11 protein-coding genes, 1 tRNA gene and 3 pseudogenes are annotated in these 16,762 nt (G+C 51.3%); 6 read left to right on the forward strand and 9 right to left on the reverse strand.

All coding sequences use genetic code 11. The features are described from left to right. Window positions 1-13: 13 nt before the first annotated feature. The 3 genes from L1889_RS16445 to betT all read right to left on the reverse strand — a co-directional run bounded on the left by L1889_RS16445 (window position 14) and on the right by betT (window position 2,823). Complete coding sequence (locus L1889_RS16445; protein WP_238666113.1) at window positions 14-529, reverse strand: SixA phosphatase family protein; 516 nt, start codon at window positions 527-529, stop codon at window positions 14-16. Window positions 530-655: 126 nt separating this feature from the next. Beyond that, window positions 656-731 (reverse strand) — tRNA-Thr (locus L1889_RS16450). A 79-nt stretch (window positions 732-810) separates the two neighbouring features. After that, a complete protein-coding gene (betT, locus tag L1889_RS16455) occupies window positions 811-2,823 on the reverse strand; it encodes a choline BCCT transporter BetT (protein WP_372871894.1) in 2,013 nt (670 codons plus the stop codon). Between the two features lie 111 nt (window positions 2,824-2,934). On the opposite strand from betT, the gene L1889_RS16460 reads away from it, so the two are divergent. From L1889_RS16460 to cysW, 4 genes are all read left to right on the forward strand, one after another. Beyond that, a complete protein-coding gene (locus L1889_RS16460; RefSeq protein WP_238666116.1) occupies window positions 2,935-3,954 on the forward strand; it encodes an Ldh family oxidoreductase in 1,020 nt (339 codons plus the stop codon). A gap of 220 nt (window positions 3,955-4,174) precedes the next feature. Beyond that, window positions 4,175-5,179: a thiosulfate ABC transporter substrate-binding protein CysP gene (gene cysP / locus L1889_RS16465; RefSeq protein WP_238666118.1), complete on the forward strand. Its 1,005-nt coding sequence runs from the start codon at window positions 4,175-4,177 to the stop codon at window positions 5,177-5,179. Window positions 5,180-5,192: 13 nt separating this feature from the next. Then, on the forward strand, window positions 5,193-6,089 hold the full coding sequence (gene cysT / locus L1889_RS16470; protein ID WP_238666120.1) for a sulfate ABC transporter permease subunit CysT: 897 nt from the start codon (window positions 5,193-5,195) through the stop codon (window positions 6,087-6,089). Then, window positions 6,086-6,916: a sulfate ABC transporter permease subunit CysW gene (gene cysW / locus L1889_RS16475; RefSeq protein WP_238666122.1), complete on the forward strand. Its 831-nt coding sequence runs from the start codon at window positions 6,086-6,088 to the stop codon at window positions 6,914-6,916. The genes cysT and cysW overlap by 4 nt, the downstream gene beginning before the upstream one ends. A gap of 84 nt (window positions 6,917-7,000) precedes the next feature. Here cysW and L1889_RS16480 read toward each other — a convergent pair whose 3' ends face one another. Both L1889_RS16480 and L1889_RS16485 read right to left on the reverse strand, forming a co-directional pair. Next, window positions 7,001-8,143: a metallophosphoesterase gene (locus L1889_RS16480; RefSeq protein WP_238666124.1), complete on the reverse strand. Its 1,143-nt coding sequence runs from the start codon at window positions 8,141-8,143 to the stop codon at window positions 7,001-7,003. 176 nt (window positions 8,144-8,319) lie between these two features. Continuing rightward, window positions 8,320-9,890, reverse strand: a pseudogene (locus L1889_RS16485) (aldehyde dehydrogenase (NADP(+))). Between the two features lie 225 nt (window positions 9,891-10,115). On the opposite strand from L1889_RS16485, the gene araD reads away from it, so the two are divergent. Both araD and L1889_RS16495 read left to right on the forward strand, forming a co-directional pair. Beyond that, window positions 10,116-11,849, forward strand: a complete 1,734-nt coding sequence (gene araD, locus L1889_RS16490; RefSeq protein WP_238666125.1) for an L-arabinonate dehydratase — start codon at window positions 10,116-10,118, stop codon at window positions 11,847-11,849. Window positions 11,850-11,869: 20 nt separating this feature from the next. Further along, a pseudogene (locus tag L1889_RS16495) lies at window positions 11,870-12,579 on the forward strand (ribonuclease activity regulator RraA). Window positions 12,580-13,011: 432 nt separating this feature from the next. Here the strand turns inward: L1889_RS16495 and L1889_RS16500 are convergent. From L1889_RS16500 to L1889_RS16520, 4 genes and pseudogenes are all read right to left on the reverse strand, one after another. Continuing rightward, window positions 13,012-13,698 (reverse strand): GntR family transcriptional regulator, encoded by a 687-nt coding sequence (locus L1889_RS16500; protein WP_238666126.1) that lies wholly within the window; start codon window positions 13,696-13,698, stop codon window positions 13,012-13,014. A gap of 107 nt (window positions 13,699-13,805) precedes the next feature. Then, window positions 13,806-15,088: pseudogene (locus L1889_RS16510) on the reverse strand (TRAP transporter large permease). Between the two features lies 1 nt (window position 15,089). Continuing rightward, window positions 15,090-15,569 carry a TRAP transporter small permease gene (locus tag L1889_RS16515; protein ID WP_238666129.1) on the reverse strand — a complete coding sequence of 160 codons (480 nt, stop codon included), beginning with the start codon at window positions 15,567-15,569 and terminating at the stop codon, window positions 15,090-15,092. 149 nt (window positions 15,570-15,718) lie between these two features. After that, the gene (locus L1889_RS16520) at window positions 15,719-16,747 is read right to left on the reverse strand and encodes a C4-dicarboxylate TRAP transporter substrate-binding protein (RefSeq protein WP_238666130.1); all 1,029 of its coding nucleotides are present in this window, start codon (window positions 16,745-16,747) and stop codon (window positions 15,719-15,721) included. Between the last annotated feature and the right edge of the window lie 15 nt (window positions 16,748-16,762).

Consider the following 16,762-nt stretch of genomic DNA (forward strand, 5'->3'; position numbering starts at 1 on the left):
CGCCGTACCGTATTTAGCTATTAACGGAATCCGGCGTTTCGAATCGTTCAAGATGGCCGATGCGGGCGCCTGCTTCACTCCAACTCTCGATCGGCAGGTCAATGACGGCAAGGCCTGCCGTGGGGTATCCGAGTTGAAAGCGGGATAGCACAGAGGGGCGTCCTGTTTCAATAAGAGTCTGGGCCAAGTGCTCAAAGCCCGGGTTGTGCCCAATAAGCAGCAAGACGTGAACAGAGGCTTCAGTTTCCTTTATGGCTTGGCAGATGTCGTCAACTGATGCCTCATAAATGCGAGGGTCATTGCGCTGATCAATGTGTGAAGCAAAAGCCGGTTGTACAAGCTGCCAGGTTTCTTGGGTGCGGCGCGAGGTTGAAACAATGGCCAGATCGGGAACAAGCCCTTCTTTAGCCATGTACTCTCCCATGACTGTACTCTGTGATCGGCCACTTTTTGCCAGTGGTCGTTCGTGGTCGCTGACCGCATTTGGCCTGTCGGCTTTGGCATGGCGAAGAAGTATTAAGCGACGCATAGATGTTTTCCTGGGCAAGGATTGCTTGAGTTTCGAATAGCCATGTTAGCAATAAGACAACGATAACTCTAAACGCAAAAAAGGCACTATATCGTAGATATAGTGCCTTCTTCTTACTGCAAATACTGGTGCCGGCTAAAGGAGTCGAACCCTCGACCTTCGCATTACAAGTGCGCTGCTCTACCAACTGAGCTAAGCCGGCGAACTAAGAATTATACAAGAATTTTATAAAAAGGAAAGGGTTATTTCCTACTTTAAGAAAACAACCCTTTTTAATGCCTTTAAGTTGTTGCTTCGCCCTGAGGATCGTTGTCATGGACCAGATGCAGGAAGTGACGATGACGCTCGTATTGATCAAGAATGTCGCCAATGACTTCGTCTTCTGTCCAGCCCATGATGTCATAGTCCTGGCCACCTTCGATCATGAAAACCTCGGCCCGATAATACACTTGAGCATCCGGGTTTTTCGCATCGGCGGGGGTGAGCGTGGGCCTGTTTTCTGAAATTGGCCGCACAGTATAGTGAAAGTCTTGATATTCACCGTGATGCTCTACATTCAGTTGCCAGCCGGCCTCGATGTCCTCATCGGCTTCCGATTGGCTAACGGTGGCATCAAACCCAGCTTTACGCAGTTCGCTGCACACGGCCTGCATGGCTGGTTTCACTGTCGTGTCCATGAAACGCAGTACCTGATCGCGCTTGGGCATGATGATCAAGTTACGCAGCCGTTTCTGCCACGACTGACCAGCAACCAAAGGCTGCGAGCGAGCTACTGTTTGATAACGTATCTGTCGCTTGGTCGCATCCAGCTTCAATGCCTTGAACAGCCCAAACATGGCGATTAACAAGATGATCGAGAATGGCAATGCGCTGGCAATGGTGGCGGTTTGCAGCGCCTGGAGACCATCGGCCAATAGCAGCGCAATGGCTACAACACCTGTCAGGCTCGACCAGAATACTCGTTGCCACACTGGAGAGGGCATTCCTTCCTTGGATGCCAGCAAATCAATCACCAGAGCGCCTGAATCAGCTGAGGTCACGAAGAACACCACCACCATAATAATAGCTATCAGGGAGGTAATGCTCGCCAGGGGCATCTGTTCAAGGAATACAAACAGGGCCTGAGACGTATCGCCTTGTACAACGTTGGCAAAGTCCTGCAAGCCTCCTACGAGAATATAGTAGATGGCCGTATCACCGAATACCGTCATCCACAGCAAGGTAAAGCCAGCGGGTACCAGTAATACGCCGCGAACAAATTCGCGAATAGTACGGCCGCGCGAGATACGGGCAATGAACAGACCAACAAAAGGCGACCAGGAAATCCACCAGCCCCAATAGAATAATGTCCAGCCACCAATCCAGTCGTTCGGTTCGTAGGCGTATAAGTTAAAGGTTTTACTGACGATATCAGCGAGATAAGAGCCGGTGTTCTGTACAAATGCTTGTAGCAAAAAGACGGTTGGGCCCAGAATCAGCACAAACAGCAGTAACAGTACGGCGAAGCCAAGATTGAGCTGGGAGAGGATTTTAATACCCCGATCAAGCCCGCTGGCTACTGAAACTGTTGCCAGGCCGCAAGCAATAATGATCAGGATAATTTGTGTACTGATGCCAACGGGCACATCAAACAAGTACTGTAGACCACTGTTAATCTGTGCGACACCAAACCCTAGCGATGTTGCTACGCCAAAAACGGTACCGATAATGGCAAAGATATCTACTGCCTGACCGATGCGCCCATGAATCCGGTCGCCAATCAGCGGATACAGGGCCGAACTTAATTTTAACGGCAAGCCATGTCGGTAGCTGAAAAAAGCCAGAATCAGGCCAACGATGGCGTAGATCGACCACGCATGCAGGCCCCAATGGAAGAAGGTGATGTTCATGGCCTCGCGGGCCGCCAGGGCAGTGCCACCCGTGCCAACCGGCGGGTCCACGAAGTGCATGACGGGCTCTGCTACACCAAAGAACATAAGCCCGATGCCCATGCCGGTGGAAAACAGCATAGCAAACCACGTGGTGTCTTTATAGTCGGCCTGAGAGTGATCGGGCCCTAGTTTGATATCACCATAGCGGCTAATTGCCAAAAATATCGTAGCCAATAGAATAATGGCAACGGTGACGATGTAAAACCAGCTGACGTTAGTCAGAATCCACTCTTGTGTTTGCCCAAAGACCCTTTGGGTGAAATCAGAAGCAAAAATCGCAAAGCCAACCAAAATAAGGATGAGCGCTGCGGCGGAGAAAAAGACGGGCGGATTTATGCTCGTTTGCTTAAAGGGCTTCACGATATAGTCCTATGTATTTTTAAGATGCGTCTCAGTGTATCAGGGTTGATTTGACTGAGATAGATCTAATCTTTTCTACTCTGTTTAGTAAATTTTTCTATAAAAGTGAAAGTGATGGCGCCAATTCAATCAGAAAAACATATCTGGTTTTCAGAGGTAGAGGTACGTGAATTAATTAGCACGTTTCTTTTAGCACAAGGCCTGAATCAGCCACAGGTGGACTCCATGGCCAATATGCTGACAGCGGCGCAGCGCGATGGCAGCTTATCTCATGGTTTACAAAGGTTACCGGGCACCCTGGATACCATGGCGCATCCCCGCTTTAATAAACAGGCTGATCCGCAGGTGCAGAACATAACTCCAGTGTTAACCCGGGTTGACGCACACCACGGTTTTTCGTGCTTGGCGGCTGAACGGGGGATGAGCTCGTTAATTTCATCAGCCCGTGATTTTGGAGTAGGGCTTTTGGCTGTGAATAATGGTTTCCATTCAACAGCGCTGTGGCCGTTAGTAGAGCAAGCGGCGAACTCGGGTGTAGCCGCTATGTCTATGAATCCAACGCACAATTGGGTTGTTCCCAGTGGGGGACGGAGTGCACTTTTAGGTACAAATCCAATTGCTTTTGCATGGCCACGTCCGAACAGCCGGCCTTATGTCTTTGACTTTGCGACTTCGGCCGCTGCTCGCGCCGATATTGCGATGGCCAGAAATAAGCAACAGCAGATTCCCGATGATTGGGGCCTTGATAGAAATGGCCAGGCAACGACAGATCCGGCTGAAGTTCTGGCGGGCTCCATGCTTCCGTTCGGTGCCCATAAAGGTTCGGCCATTTCTACAATGATTGAGTTGCTGGCAGGCCCCATGATTGGAGACCGGAGTAGCTACCAGTCCAAACAGTTTGACGCTGATGCGGATGCGGCCCCGTGTCACGGTGAGTTATTTATTGCCTTCTCTCCTGAGTTAACCGGAGGACCAGACGCACTGCATGAGGCTGAGGCTATTTTTAATGGCTTTACGGACCAAGGGGCCCGGTTGCCAGGCAACCGACGCTATCAAGCGCGTGACACGAGCGCTAGGATGGGGATTCCAGTTTCAGTTGCATTGATGAACCGTATACGTTCGCTAATACCCTAGAAGATTGTTGAATAGCCAAGCTGATAAAAACGAAAAGGTCAAACAATGGTGCCCCTTAAGACTCATGCGCAGCTTTTATTATGCTATTTAGTTATATAGGAATGAATACAAAATTGTTCGGTTTCATATTCCTGTTACGCATAATGAACCCAAGCTTCTTTAACAAATTGCTTAAGCAGCAGGGTTAAAGCCTGTTGAGGCAAACTTCCAGGGTAAATCAATGAAACTAAGAAAAATTGTACTGTCAGCCGCTGTTGTTGCGAGTGCATTTGCCACTACGGTGGGCGCGCAAACCACCTTGTTGAATGCCTCGTTTGACGTTGCTCGGGAAACTTTTGCAGCGGTAAACCCGAAGTTTGTTGAGTATTGGAAGAACAAAACAGGTGAAGATATAAAAATTGACCAGTCCTTTGCGGGCACATCTCGTCAAGCGCAGGACATCATTCAGGGTAAAAAAGTAGATACCGTTACTTTTAATCAAGTCACCGATATCGAGATTTTGGCCGAGCGCGGCATTGTGGCTAGCGACTGGGCACAACGATTTCCTAACAATAGTTCGCCTTACTACAGCACCATCGCGTTTTTGGTGCGCAAAGGTAACCCCAAAAACATTCAGTCTTGGGATGATCTGATCCGCGATGACGTAAAACTCGTGTTCCCCAACCCCAAAACCTCGGGTAACGCGCGTTACACTTACCTGGCATCATGGCTATATGCTCACGACAAGTTTGGTGGTGACGAAGCGAAAATCAAAGAATTCGTAACTAAAGTGCTGTCTAACGTTGAAAGTTTTCCCACAGGCGGACGCGGGGCCACAGTAGCCTTTGCGCAAAATGGTCAGGGCGACGTGCTGCTGACGTTCGAATCTGAAGTGATCAACATCGCAAACGGTGACGAATTTAAATCTGATGAACTTGAAGTTGTGGTTCCACCGGTTAGCGTATTGGCCGAGTTCCCCGTTGCGGTAGTCGATAAAGTCGTTGATGCCAAGGGTACCCGAGAGCAGGCAACCGAATATTTGCAGTTTCAGTACACACCCGAGATCCAGCGTTTATTAGCGAGTTTTAACTACCGCGTCAACGATCCCGATGTGGTTAAGGAAAATGCGGATAAGTTCGAGGATGTAAAGCTTATTAATCCTACCGACGTACTAGGCAGCTGGACAGAAATTCAAAGCAATCACTTTGCTACTGATGGTATTCTCGACCAGTTACAAGCTCAATAAAATAACTTAGTTTATGCCTACCTATAATCAGGTGGCCGCTTCGGGCGCAGCTACGGCTGCGCCCAAGTCACGTCCACGATTTTTCTTTAGACGGCCAGTCTTGCCTGGTTTTGGACTTAGTTTTGGCGTTAGCCTTTTCTATTTGTCTATTATTGTGTTGCTGCCGTTGTCCGCCCTGCTTATCTACGTCAGCGATATGTCGTGGTCGCAGTATTGGCGTGCCATCAGCCACCCTCGTGTATTGCAAAGTTATAAGGTCACTGTCAGCGCCGCCTTTTACTCTACGGTCGCGGCCACGATAGTGGGGTTTTTAATTGCCTGGATTACCAGTCGTTATAACTTCTTCGGTCGCCGCATTATTGATGCGCTGGTTGATTTGCCGTTTGCGTTACCCACTTCGGTGGCGGGTCTGACGCTGGCTACCTTATTCGTTCCCAGCGGATGGCTGGGGCAGCTCTTTGCCCAATGGGACATCAAAATTGCTTACGCGTATCCGGGCATTCTGATAGCCATGACCTTTACCAGCCTTCCCTTTGTGGTGCGGATTGTGCAGCCTGTGATCGAGGAGCTGGGCACAGAGTATGAAGAGGTTGCTCAAACGCTGGGGGCAAACCGGTGGCAGATATTTTGGCGAGTTATTGTCCCGCCGCTTATTCCGGCAACGGTAACCGGGGCTTCTCAGGCATTTATTCGCAGCCTGGGTGAGTTTGGTGCGGTCATCATGATTGCAGGTAATATCCCCTTCAAGACCGAAGTTACATCGCTGATGATATTTGTACGTCTTCAAGAGTTTAACTATCCTGCGGCAGCGGCAATTGCATCTGTCGTCTTGATGGCGTCGTTGCTGCTGTTATTTACCCTTCAAGTTGTACAGGGGCGTCTGCTAGGCTGGCAGCGTCAACGATTATGAGAAAAAGTCCTCAAAACCTCGCTCAGTGGACGCAGGTCATCGTAGGAGCCGCACTGGTCTTGCTGTTGCTGGTGATCCCCTTGGCATTGATTTTCACGCAAGTCATTGCAGGAGGATGGACGCTTTTTACGCAAAACATGCGCGAGGACTTCATGCTTCACGCCATTGGCCTGACGCTGTTCATCGCCGTGTTAACGGTTCCTCTTAATACCATGTTCGGCGTGCTGCTTGCGTGGTGCATGACGCATTATCAATTTCGCGGAAAAAGGCTGTTGAGCCTGTTCGTAGATATTCCGTACGCGGTATCACCCGTGGTTGCGGGCCTTTGTTATTTGGTGGTGTATGGTGTCGAGACAGCAGTGGGACGCTGGTTCGTTGGACACAATATACAGCTGATGTTTGCATGGCCAGGTATTTTGCTGGTGACGATTTTTGTCACTGTACCTTATGTAGCTCGTATCCTGATACCCGTGATGCAGGCTCAGGGTAGCGATCACGAAGAAGCCGCGCTTAGCCTCGGGGCTAATGGCTGGCAAATATTCTGGCAGGTGAGTTTGCCCAATATACGCTGGGGCCTGATCTATGGTGTGGTCTTGACCAATGCGCGGGCTATTGGCGAATTCGGGGCCGTGTCAGTGGTGTCTGGCACCATCATGAATCAAACGCTGACCTTATCGCTATTGGTAGAGCAATTGAACAATGATTACAAAACGGCGGCTGCTTTTACTGCCGCTGCATTATTGGCCTGCATGGCAATATTAACGGTTGCGCTAAAAAGCATACTCGAATGGCGCTTGCGCAATAGTGAAGCAGGTGCCCGGCGTTAGGGTAGCGAGCGGGGCTGCATAGGCAATTTATAGCGCCAAAGCCAGCCCCCAAGCTCCTTTACTTACCGGGATCGCAGTACAAGCTCATGGCAACGATTCGCCAGCACCAGAGCGCAGTATGATTTGCGTGATCTCGGAAGGACGCCCAAGCCGTATGGGCAGTCCGCTCCAGAGACCAGTGCCGTTACTGACATACATCAGCATGCTGTTCACCTGATACAGGCCCGAAACAAAACCTTCGTTGGCCCACTGCGTAAGCAGATGCGCGCCCAGAATCTGTCCACCATGCGTATGTCCCGATAATTGCAGATCGACTCCGGCATTGGCGTTGTCCACAGCGCTGACCGGCCGATGGCTTAGCAGAATCACCGGATCATCGTTAGAGGCGCCGTCCAGCGCAGCTGCCACATCTGGCAGGGGCTGGCCGAAGACAGCGGCGGCCCTGTCTGTGATGCCAGCCACAACCAGCTTGCGACCCTCATGCTCGATGGTCACATGCTGATTGAGCAGCATATGCAGCCCCAGCTTGTCGAACGCAGGAAGCCAGCTTAGGTAATCAACATAGTATTCATGATTGCCTGGTATGGCGAGTACGCCATATCGAGCAGTGAGTTTTTGCAAGGGTTTCATATCGGCATCGCGGGCTTCCGGCGTACCGTCAACCAGATCACCGGTAATGACTGTCAGATCTGGGTTCAGTGCATTGGTCTTCGCTACGACTGCTTCCATCCACGGCGTTTGCAAGAGCTTGCTGGCATGCAGGTCGGTCAGCTGTACCACGCGGAAGCCGTCAAGCTCTTGTGGTAGACGGGGCATCACTACTTCGATGGTTTTAATCCTGGGTACGCGTATGGCCTCCCAGACGCCTATGCCGGCCAGGATCAGTGCAGAAACTGCCAGGCCATACCGCCAGGCAGGTGTAGAAAGCAAGGCTTGGCCAAGCCTGGCAGAAAATGGATAGGATAATAGTCCTGCTATATCGCTGATGAACAGCAGCATAGCAAGCACCAGTACAGCGCCAAACGCCCAGCCCAACATAATAATTACGGTTGTCGGAGCCTCGGGCGAGGCCATGGAACCATACAGGGTGCGGCTTATCAAGTGGTGTTCAGCGATCAGCAGCAATATAACGGCAAGTAGCACTTTGGCTGTCCAGCCCCATGGAAGGGGCAAGACCACGCGTGCGATCACGTATAAGGCAATAATTCCGGTGAAGACATGAAACATGTTTAATTCCCTGCGCTAAGCATGACAGTACAAGATCATACTGCCTGCTCAAGCTTTACCCCTTGAATGCACCACACTCACAAGGGGTTACCGGGCGGCTCAAGCGCCCCTTAAGTAACGGAAGCTGCCAAGCTTTCTTGATGATTAAGAGATGCGCTTGATGAGCGGGTTTTCGTTCAGTTGTCTATACGCTGGGGCACATTCCAGGGGTTTTTGTCCTGTATCTCCAGGGGTAAATAGTCGTTAGGAATGTCTTGATACGAGACCGGACGTAAATAACGGAAGATGGCGCTGCTTCCCACCGAGGTACTGCGACCGTCGGAAGTGGAGGGAAAGGTCCGCCATGAACCATGGCATGACCGACTTCGACGCCAGTGGGAAAACCGTTGGCGAGAACCCTGCCCGCCTTTAGCTCCAGGGACGAGATCAGGCTGCGGATAAGCTGATTGTCGTCGGCAGCTTCCATTTGCAAGGTTGCGGTTAACTGGCCTTCAAGTACGGAGGTCAGTGCCAGCATTTCTTCTGTATCGGTACAACGTACAACCATCGAGCATGCACCAAAAACCTCCGCTCCTAGCTGATGCGGTGCTTCGATGAAGGCAGCAGCAGTGGTGCTTAGCAATACCGCCTGACATTGATTGCACCCCTCGGCGATTTGCCCTTGCGCTTCCACTTTTACGGAGGAAAGCTGCGTGAGCGCCTCTACGCCTTTGACATAGGCTTCATGAATGCCAGGGGTCAGCATGGTGGTGCTTTGGCTTGCCGCAAGCTCTGTTTTAGCAGTGTCAACGAAGGCGTCAAGCTCGGGCGATTCCAGACCGATCACCAAACCAGGATTAGTGCACAGCTGACCCGCGCTGCCGACCAAAGAGGCGACAAACTCGCGAGCAATGACGGAACCACGCTGTTTGAGAGCTTCGGGGAGCAGAAAAACCGGATTAACGCTGCTCATTTCGGCATAGACAGGAATAGGCTCCGGACGTGCGGCGGCGGTTTGCATAAGCGCTACGCCACCACTGCGGGAGCCGGTGAAGCCTACTGCTTTGATATAAGGATGAGCGGCCAGTTGTTGACCTACCGCATAATCGAAACCAAAAATCAGTGAAAATACGCCTTCATGCAGTTCGCATTTTTTTATCGCGGATGCAATAGCACGGGCAACCAGCTCCGATGTACCGGGGTGTGCCGAATGTCCTTTTACAATAACAGGGGCTCCGGCAGCTAGGGCGGAGGCGGTGTCGCCTCCGGCAACCGAGAACGCCAGCGGGAAGTTGCTGGCACCAAATACGGCGACCGGGCCAAGAGGAATGTGGCGCAAGCGGATATCGGCACGTGGCATTGGTGTACGTTCGGGCTTGGCATGGTCAATGCGCGCCCCATGCCAGGCTCCTTCGCGTACCACAGTGGCAAACAGGCGAAGCTGATTAACAGTGCGGCCTCGTTCACCTACTAAGCGGCCTTGCGGTAAACCGGTTTCTTGTTGGCCACGTTCGATCAGGATATCGCCCAGATCCATGATTTCGCTGGCAATGGTTTCCAAAAACACAGCACGTTGTTCCGGCGTGGTTTCACGGTAGCTGGCGAATGCGGCATTTGCCAGCGCTGCGGCTTCATCAACTTGGGTTTTTGTTGCGCCAGGATAAGCGGGCTCAAGGGTCTCGTTGCTAAACGGATTGATAGCGCGAATTTCGCGGTCATCGCCGGCGACCAGGGATTGGCCGATTAGCATGTTCCCAGTAAGTGTCATGGTTTTTTGCCTTATATACAGTAACGATAGAGGAATCATGATGCGGCGCGAAAATAGTTGCGCCAATGTCAGTAAAACACTAGTATATTAGTATGTCAAATAGTTGGTGTGCGCGAGCGAGTACCTCCTAAAAAATAAAGAAGGCGAAGGAGCTTTTTGCGCGTCCATCGTTGCCACGCAGCGTTCACGCGCATAGTCCTGATATTTATAAAGGCTAAAAAAACAATGTCTCTACGAAGCTATGAATCTTTGCGCAGCGCGCGCTGGGTTGCTCCTGATGATCTGCGTACCTTCGGGCACCGCTCCCGCCTGATGCAAATGGGATACGGTCCAGAAGACTGGGCGGGTAAGCCGGTGATTGCCATTATCAACACATGGTCAGATATCAACCCCTGCCATGCGCACTTTAAACAGCGCGTTGAAGATGTGAAGCGCGGTATCCTGCAAAGCGGCGGATTTCCCATCGAGCTTCCTGCCATTTCCCTGTCTGAAAATTTCGTGAAGCCGACCACCATGTTATATCGCAACATGTTGGCCATGGAGACTGAAGAGCTGCTGCGCAGCCACCCCGTGGACGGTGCCGTTTTGATGGGCGGTTGCGACAAGACAACGCCCGGTTTGCTGATGGGTGCCATCAGCATGAACTTGCCTTGCATCTTTATGCCTGCCGGTCCCATGCTGCGCGGAAACGTCAAGGGCCAGGTGCTCGGCTCGGGTTCAGACGCCTGGAAGTATTGGGATGAGTGGCGTGCAGGAAAAATCAATAAAACACAATGGCTTCAGGTAGAAGCCGGGATTGCGCGCAGTCACGGTACCTGCATGACCATGGGAACGGCCAGTACGATGACGTCAATTGCCGAGGCAATTGGCATGACCCTTACCGGGGCAGCGTCTATACCCGCCGCTGACGCCAACCACATACGCATGGCGAGCGAGTGCGGCAGACGGGTCGTCGACATGGTCTGGGAAGATCTGACGCCCAAACGCATACTTAGCCGCGAAAGCTTCGAGAACGCCATTGTGGTGGCCATGGCGCTGGGCTGCTCGACCAATGCAGTCATTCACTTGCTGGCCATGTCGCGACGGGCCGATCATCCGTTGACCCTCGATGACCTGGATGAAGCCAGCAGGCACATTCCCGTCATTGCAAACATCCGCCCCAGTGGTGATACCTACTTGATGGAGGATTTTTATTATGCAGGGGGATTACCCGGCCTGATGTCGCGCTTGAAGTCAAAGTTGCACCTGAATACCACTACCGTTTGCGGACGTACTTTGGGTGAAAACCTGGAAGGCGCCGAAGTGTATAACGATGATGTGATCCGTCCCTTGGATAATCCCATCTATCACGAAGGGGCGCTTGCTGTCTTGCGCGGTAACCTGGCCCCTTTAGGCTGTGTCATAAAACCTAGCGCCTGCGCACCGAAGTATTTGCAGCACACCGGTACGGCGTTGGTCTTCGATGACTATCCCAGCATGAAAGCAGCAGTGGATGACGAAAACCTCGATGTTACCGAAGATCATATTCTTGTGTTGCGCAACGCTGGACCGCAAGGCGGGCCTGGTATGCCGGAGTGGGGCATGCTGCCTATTCCCGTGAAACTGGTAAAGCAAGGGGTACGTGATATGTTGCGCTTGTCCGATGCGCGCATGAGCGGCACCAGCTATGGAGCCTGCATTTTGCACGTGGCCCCCGAGTCTTATATTGGCGGGCCTCTGGCGCTGGTCAAGACAGGCGATCAAATTACCGTGGATGTTCCAGCGCGTAGCATCAGGCTCGAGGTAGATGAAGACGAGCTGGCCCAACGCCGCGCTGAGTGGACTCCGCCACCTAAACGATTTGAGCGGGGATACGGATGGATGTTCTCGCAGCACATACAACAAGCCGATTCCGGCTGCGATTTCGATTTCTTAGAAACCCAGTTCGGTGCGCCGAACCGTGAACCCGATATTTATTAACAGGAGTAACAATCATGTCCATGAATCCAGAGACTCGCGCCAAGCTGTCTACCGTTAGTACGGCTACCTTGTGTACGGCACTTTTTAAACGTGGTTTGCGTAATCAGTTTATTCAAGACGTGCGGCCATTGAATCCCGCATTGCCGAATATGGTGGGCGAGGCTTTTACCTTGCGCTATATTCCTGCTCGCGAAGATCTCAATCCCTTATCCGCATTTCAGGATCGTCAGCATCCGCAGCGAGTGGCTGTGGAGCAGTGTCCTGAAGGCGCTGTCATGGTTATCGATAGCCGTAAAGATGCACGTGCAGCTTCGGCCGGTTCTATTTTGATTTCACGCCTGATGAAACGTGGTGCACGCGGCATCGTGACCGATGGCGGTTTTCGTGACTCGCCTGAAATTGCAGGACTGGATATCCCTGCCTACCATAATCGACCATCGGCGCCGACCAACCTGACCTTGCACCACGCCATGGATATCAATGTACCCATTGGCTGCGGCGATGCGCCGGTCTTCCCGGGGATGTAGTGGTGGGCGACGCTGAAGGCGTCATCATCATCCCAGCAGAGATTGCTGACGAGGTTGCTGAAGAAGCCGTGCAGATGACGGTTTTTGAAGACTTCGTGATGGAACAGGTGCTTAAGGGCAAGTCGATCTTGGGCTTATATCCAGCGACTGATGAGCAAACCAATGTGGATTTTGCTGCATGGCGTAAAGAAAACAACCGTTAAATTGGTTTGTCGGCTTGCCTATGGTGTACCAGATCAAGCCGGCTTTGCCGGCAAAATTACGCCAAGCACAGGCAAAAAATTACTCTCTAATAAAGGCCTGTGATACTTGTTGCCAACAAGGCATAAAAAAGTGCACAGCTCGTTAGTTAGAGTCAAACGTTGAACCTGCCTCGTTGTAGCCACTGTCGTGGTGGTGTGAAAATCGGCTTCACGCTTTCCTGTTCGACGCCGTCGCGTCGAACCCAGCTTCGCCCCGTTCGTCCGCGCCTGTGCGCTGCCTTCACGTCCGTCGGCTGGCGGGCCGCGACGTCGCCGATTTTCACACCACCACGACAGTGGCGTGTTAAGAAATCCAGCACAACAAGAAACTTCACTCAGCGGCGTCTAAAGAAAACCAACGTAACAGTAGAAAGCCACTGCCCTTAAAACTGCCTATACCTGTTTGAAAAAAGAAGGATGTTCAGCCTGAATCTTGGCAATGTACTTAGGCGTACCTGACATATGAACGCGTAAGCATTGCTGTGCGCGATCGGGGTCTTGATCAACAATAGCCTGAAATAATTGCCGATGCTCATCGATAATACGGTCGCGTTTGCCGACAAAGGGAAGATGCAGACGGCGTACCCTGTCGAGGTCACCGCTACGGCTACATATCAGATGCCAAAGCTCTTCTTTCCCTACCCAGCGATACAAGCTTTGATGAAAGTCTCTATCCGCTTGCGTGAATCCGGCCAGGTCCTTGGCGTCCAGCAGTTTCTTCTGCTGTTCCAGTTGTTCTTTTAACCTGTTGATTAGCGCCTCATCACGATTAAGGGCGACTTCCCGTACAACCTCCAGTTCGACGGCTCGACGTAGAAAGTGTGTTTCCTGGGCGAAGGATACGTCAATCAGGCTGACACGTGTGGAGGACTGTGGAAAAACGTCGACCAGACGCTCTTCTGCAAGCCGTAGCAATGCTTCGCGCACGGGTGTCTGGCTGACATCATAGGTATTCGCCAGTTTTGCCCTTGAAAGGACAAAACCGGGTGCCAGATCCAGCGAGACAATTTTTTCGCGAAACAGCTCGTAAAGCTGCGGTGCAGCTTGTCGTCCTCGATCGAGTGTTATGTTTGTAGTCATTTTTGGCTAAAACAAGTATTGTGTAGGGTGATTTACGGGAGCGTAAAAATTCAATACTAGTATATCAACGCTAGGCTCGTGACCTATAAGATTTGCTGAATAGTTCATTATTTTACGTATGTCGGCAGCCACATTGACAATGCAGGAATGTACGCAAGGGCCAGGGTAAATAGCGCGAGTATTGCCAGAAACGGCAGACTGGCAACAATGAAATCCTCTATTTTGGTCTTGGTAATCGAACACGTGGCAAACATAATCGTGCCAAGAGGCGGTGTTAGCGTCCCGATTGCAATTGCCAGAACAAAGAAAATACCAAAGTGCACAGGGTCAATTCCATACTGGGCAAGCATTGGTATGAACAACGGCGTCAGGATAATAATCGTGATGTTGCCTTCGACAATCATGCCAATAACCAGCAAGAATCCCAGAACTACTAAAAGAAGAGTTCGGGCGTGCTCACATAATGCACAATCACCTCAGCCATGCGTTGTGGCACTTGCTCAAAGGCAAGTACCCATCCGAAAGCGGCGCCGGCGGCGATGATGATCAGCACGGAAGAAGCTATGTGTACAGTTTCGACCAAGGCCTTCAGCAGCTGGTTCAGCTTCATCTCGCGGTACACCACCAAGCCGAGAAACATGGAGTAGAGCACGGCGATGGCACCGGCTTCGGTGGCGCTGAACATTCCGGCGCGTATACCGCCAATAATACCCACAGGCATTAACAGTGCCAGCGTGGCATCACGCAAAGCCAGGAAAAATTCTTTAGCGCTGATTTTTTCCGTGGGTTCGGTCTCGAGTTTGTGTTTCTTTGCGTAAAAGTGCACATACAGCATGAATACGCCGCAAAGGGCTAATCCGGGCAAGATGCCAGCCAGGAACAAATCCCCGATCGACACGTTTCCTACGTAGCCATACATAATCAGGCCGATAGAAGGCGGAATAATACCGGTGATTAAAGATGACGATGCCGTCAGTGCGGTAGAGAATGAGCGGCTATAGCCTTTTCTCTCCATTTCCGGCACCAGGATTTTCGACGTCATCGCCGCATCAGCAATGTTAGAGCCGGAGAGCCCGCTCATTAATGTGCTGAGCAAGACATTAACCTGTCCTAATGAGCCTGGCAGCCGGCGGGTCACAATCATGGCAAAGAAAAGAACTCGTCGGGTGATGCCGGTGTAGTTCATCAGGATACCGGCGGTCAGAAAGAAGATAATCGCCAGTAAGGGAACGGACTCCATGCCACCGACCATGCGCTGGATCAGTACCATGGTGGTGAAGCCGTCGCTCAGAAAGAAGTACAGTGCAGTGCCGAAGATCATCGCAAAGGCGATAGGTACGTTTAGCAAAAATAATGCTAAAAGCGTAATGAGCATGATGCTGAGTGCCATTTTAAACTTCCTTGTTGGCGCAGTATTCGCGACGGTACTTGCTGACCAGTTGCGACGTGAAATGGATAAGGGTTAACAGGCCACCAAGCGGCACGGCGATATCGATGACTTCGTAGCTGATACCGAGAATTGGGGTGATTTTGTCGCTAGCCTGGGCTGCCAGCTTCGAACCCAGGTATATAAATACATAGATCAATACAAAATAAATGGCGCCTGCGCGGATAATTTCACTAAGAATCTTTAACGGTCGCGGGAGTTTGCGGACGAAGTAATCCACCCCTACGTGCCCATCGCGTTTCATTGACGAGCTGACGCCTATGAAAATAAACCAGATAAACAGGGCTATGGCCAGTTCCTCAGCCCATTGAATCGGGTGGTTGAGAGCGTATCGGCTGACTACGTTTAAAATCGTCAGGCTGATCACGCCAATAACGGCGATGGTAGCGATAATATCGTCTATGTTCTTGAGCCAGTGTTTCATTGTTTCCTCGAGCTTGAGTCCGGCTTTTGTATGACTCAGACTTTGATGATGTTAAAGGCTAAGCCGCCAAGAGGGCGAAAGCCTCACCGTGCAGCTGCTAAAGCAGTGACGTTGAGGCTAGGCTCTAACCGTTAATGCGCGACTAAAAGTTATTGCTGGGCCAGCAAAGACTGCACTGTGTCGTACAGGTTTGGGCTGAAGGTAGGGAATGTTCCGTATACGTCGCTGACGGCATCCTTAAAGAGCTGTTGGTCGACCTCATGCACGGTGACGTTGTCGGCTTTGAATGATTCGAGCACGGCTTTATCGTGATCCTCAAGAACCTGTCGCCCGTAATCGCGAGCCTCTATACCTGTCTCTTCCAGCAGCTGCCTTACATCTTCAGGTAAGGAAGCCATATAGTCCGTACCCGCAACCCAGGCCAATATAAACTTCTGGTGGCCGGTCAGTGACAGATGTTTTGCAACCTCTTGGGTCTTGACGCCCTGAAGTACTGGAAGAGGGTTCTCGGCACCATCTACCAGCCCTTGCTGCAGCGAAGTGTATAGATCGCTCAGCGGAGTAGGTGTAGGCGACGCACCCAGAGCGGTGAAGGTATTAATGGCGATTTGTGTATTGGGCACACGGACTTTCATGCCGTTCAGATCGGCTGGAGTCAGCACCGGACGTTTTGTCATCAGATGACGCTCACCGTAGATAACGGCAGGCAGCAAGACATCAAGTTTTTTCTCGCGCAGCTTTCCAGCGATATCCTTATACCAATCTGTCGAGGTCAGATAAATCATTTGATCGAAGTTATCGACAAGGTAAGGCGTGTCGAAGATACCAGCATCAGCGACATAGTTCATCAAGAAGCCATAGCCCGCAAGGATAATAACGTTGTTACCCATGCGTGCCTGCTCTACTACGTCCTGCTCCGATCCCAATTGTGAGCTTGGATAGAGTTTCAGTGATACTTTACCTTCACTCTTCTCTTCAACTAGCTGCTTCCATTTATGAGCCAACTGGTCAATGGGTTCGCCGGGCTGATTGCCATAAGCTACGTTAATGGAGTAGGTCTTCGATGTGTCTGCACTTGTGGTGTCTGCGGACGCTTTATCTTCTGAGGAGCATGCGGCCAAAATGGCTAGGGAAGAGACGGCAAGGACGGAAAGAATCCTTCGATAATAGCTGTTCACGTAAGTTACCTTTTT

The organism is Paenalcaligenes niemegkensis, from assembly GCF_022230885.1.
GTDB classification, from domain to species: domain Bacteria; phylum Pseudomonadota; class Gammaproteobacteria; order Burkholderiales; family Burkholderiaceae_B; genus Paenalcaligenes; species Paenalcaligenes niemegkensis.

Bases quoted from the DNA above. Each gene is read 5' to 3' on its own strand.
- cysP (WP_238666118.1), top strand. From the start codon at position 4,175: ATGAAACTAAGAAAAATTGTACTGTCAGCCGCTGTTGTTGCGAGTGCA.
- L1889_RS16460 (WP_238666116.1), top strand. From the start codon at position 2,935: ATGGCGCCAATTCAATCAGAAAAACATATCTGGTTTTCAGAGGTAGAG.
- araD (WP_238666125.1), top strand. From the start codon at position 10,116: ATGTCTCTACGAAGCTATGAATCTTTGCGCAGCGCGCGCTGGGTTGCT.
- L1889_RS16445 (WP_238666113.1), bottom strand. From the start codon at position 529: ATGCGTCGCTTAATACTTCTTCGCCATGCCAAAGCCGACAGGCCAAAT.
- cysW (WP_238666122.1), top strand. From the start codon at position 6,086: ATGAGAAAAAGTCCTCAAAACCTCGCTCAGTGGACGCAGGTCATCGTA.
- L1889_RS16515 (WP_238666129.1), bottom strand. From the start codon at position 15,569: ATGAAACACTGGCTCAAGAACATAGACGATATTATCGCTACCATCGCC.
- L1889_RS16480 (WP_238666124.1), bottom strand. From the start codon at position 8,143: ATGTTTCATGTCTTCACCGGAATTATTGCCTTATACGTGATCGCACGC.
- L1889_RS16500 (WP_238666126.1), bottom strand. From the start codon at position 13,698: ATGACTACAAACATAACACTCGATCGAGGACGACAAGCTGCACCGCAG.
- cysT (WP_238666120.1), top strand. From the start codon at position 5,193: ATGCCTACCTATAATCAGGTGGCCGCTTCGGGCGCAGCTACGGCTGCG.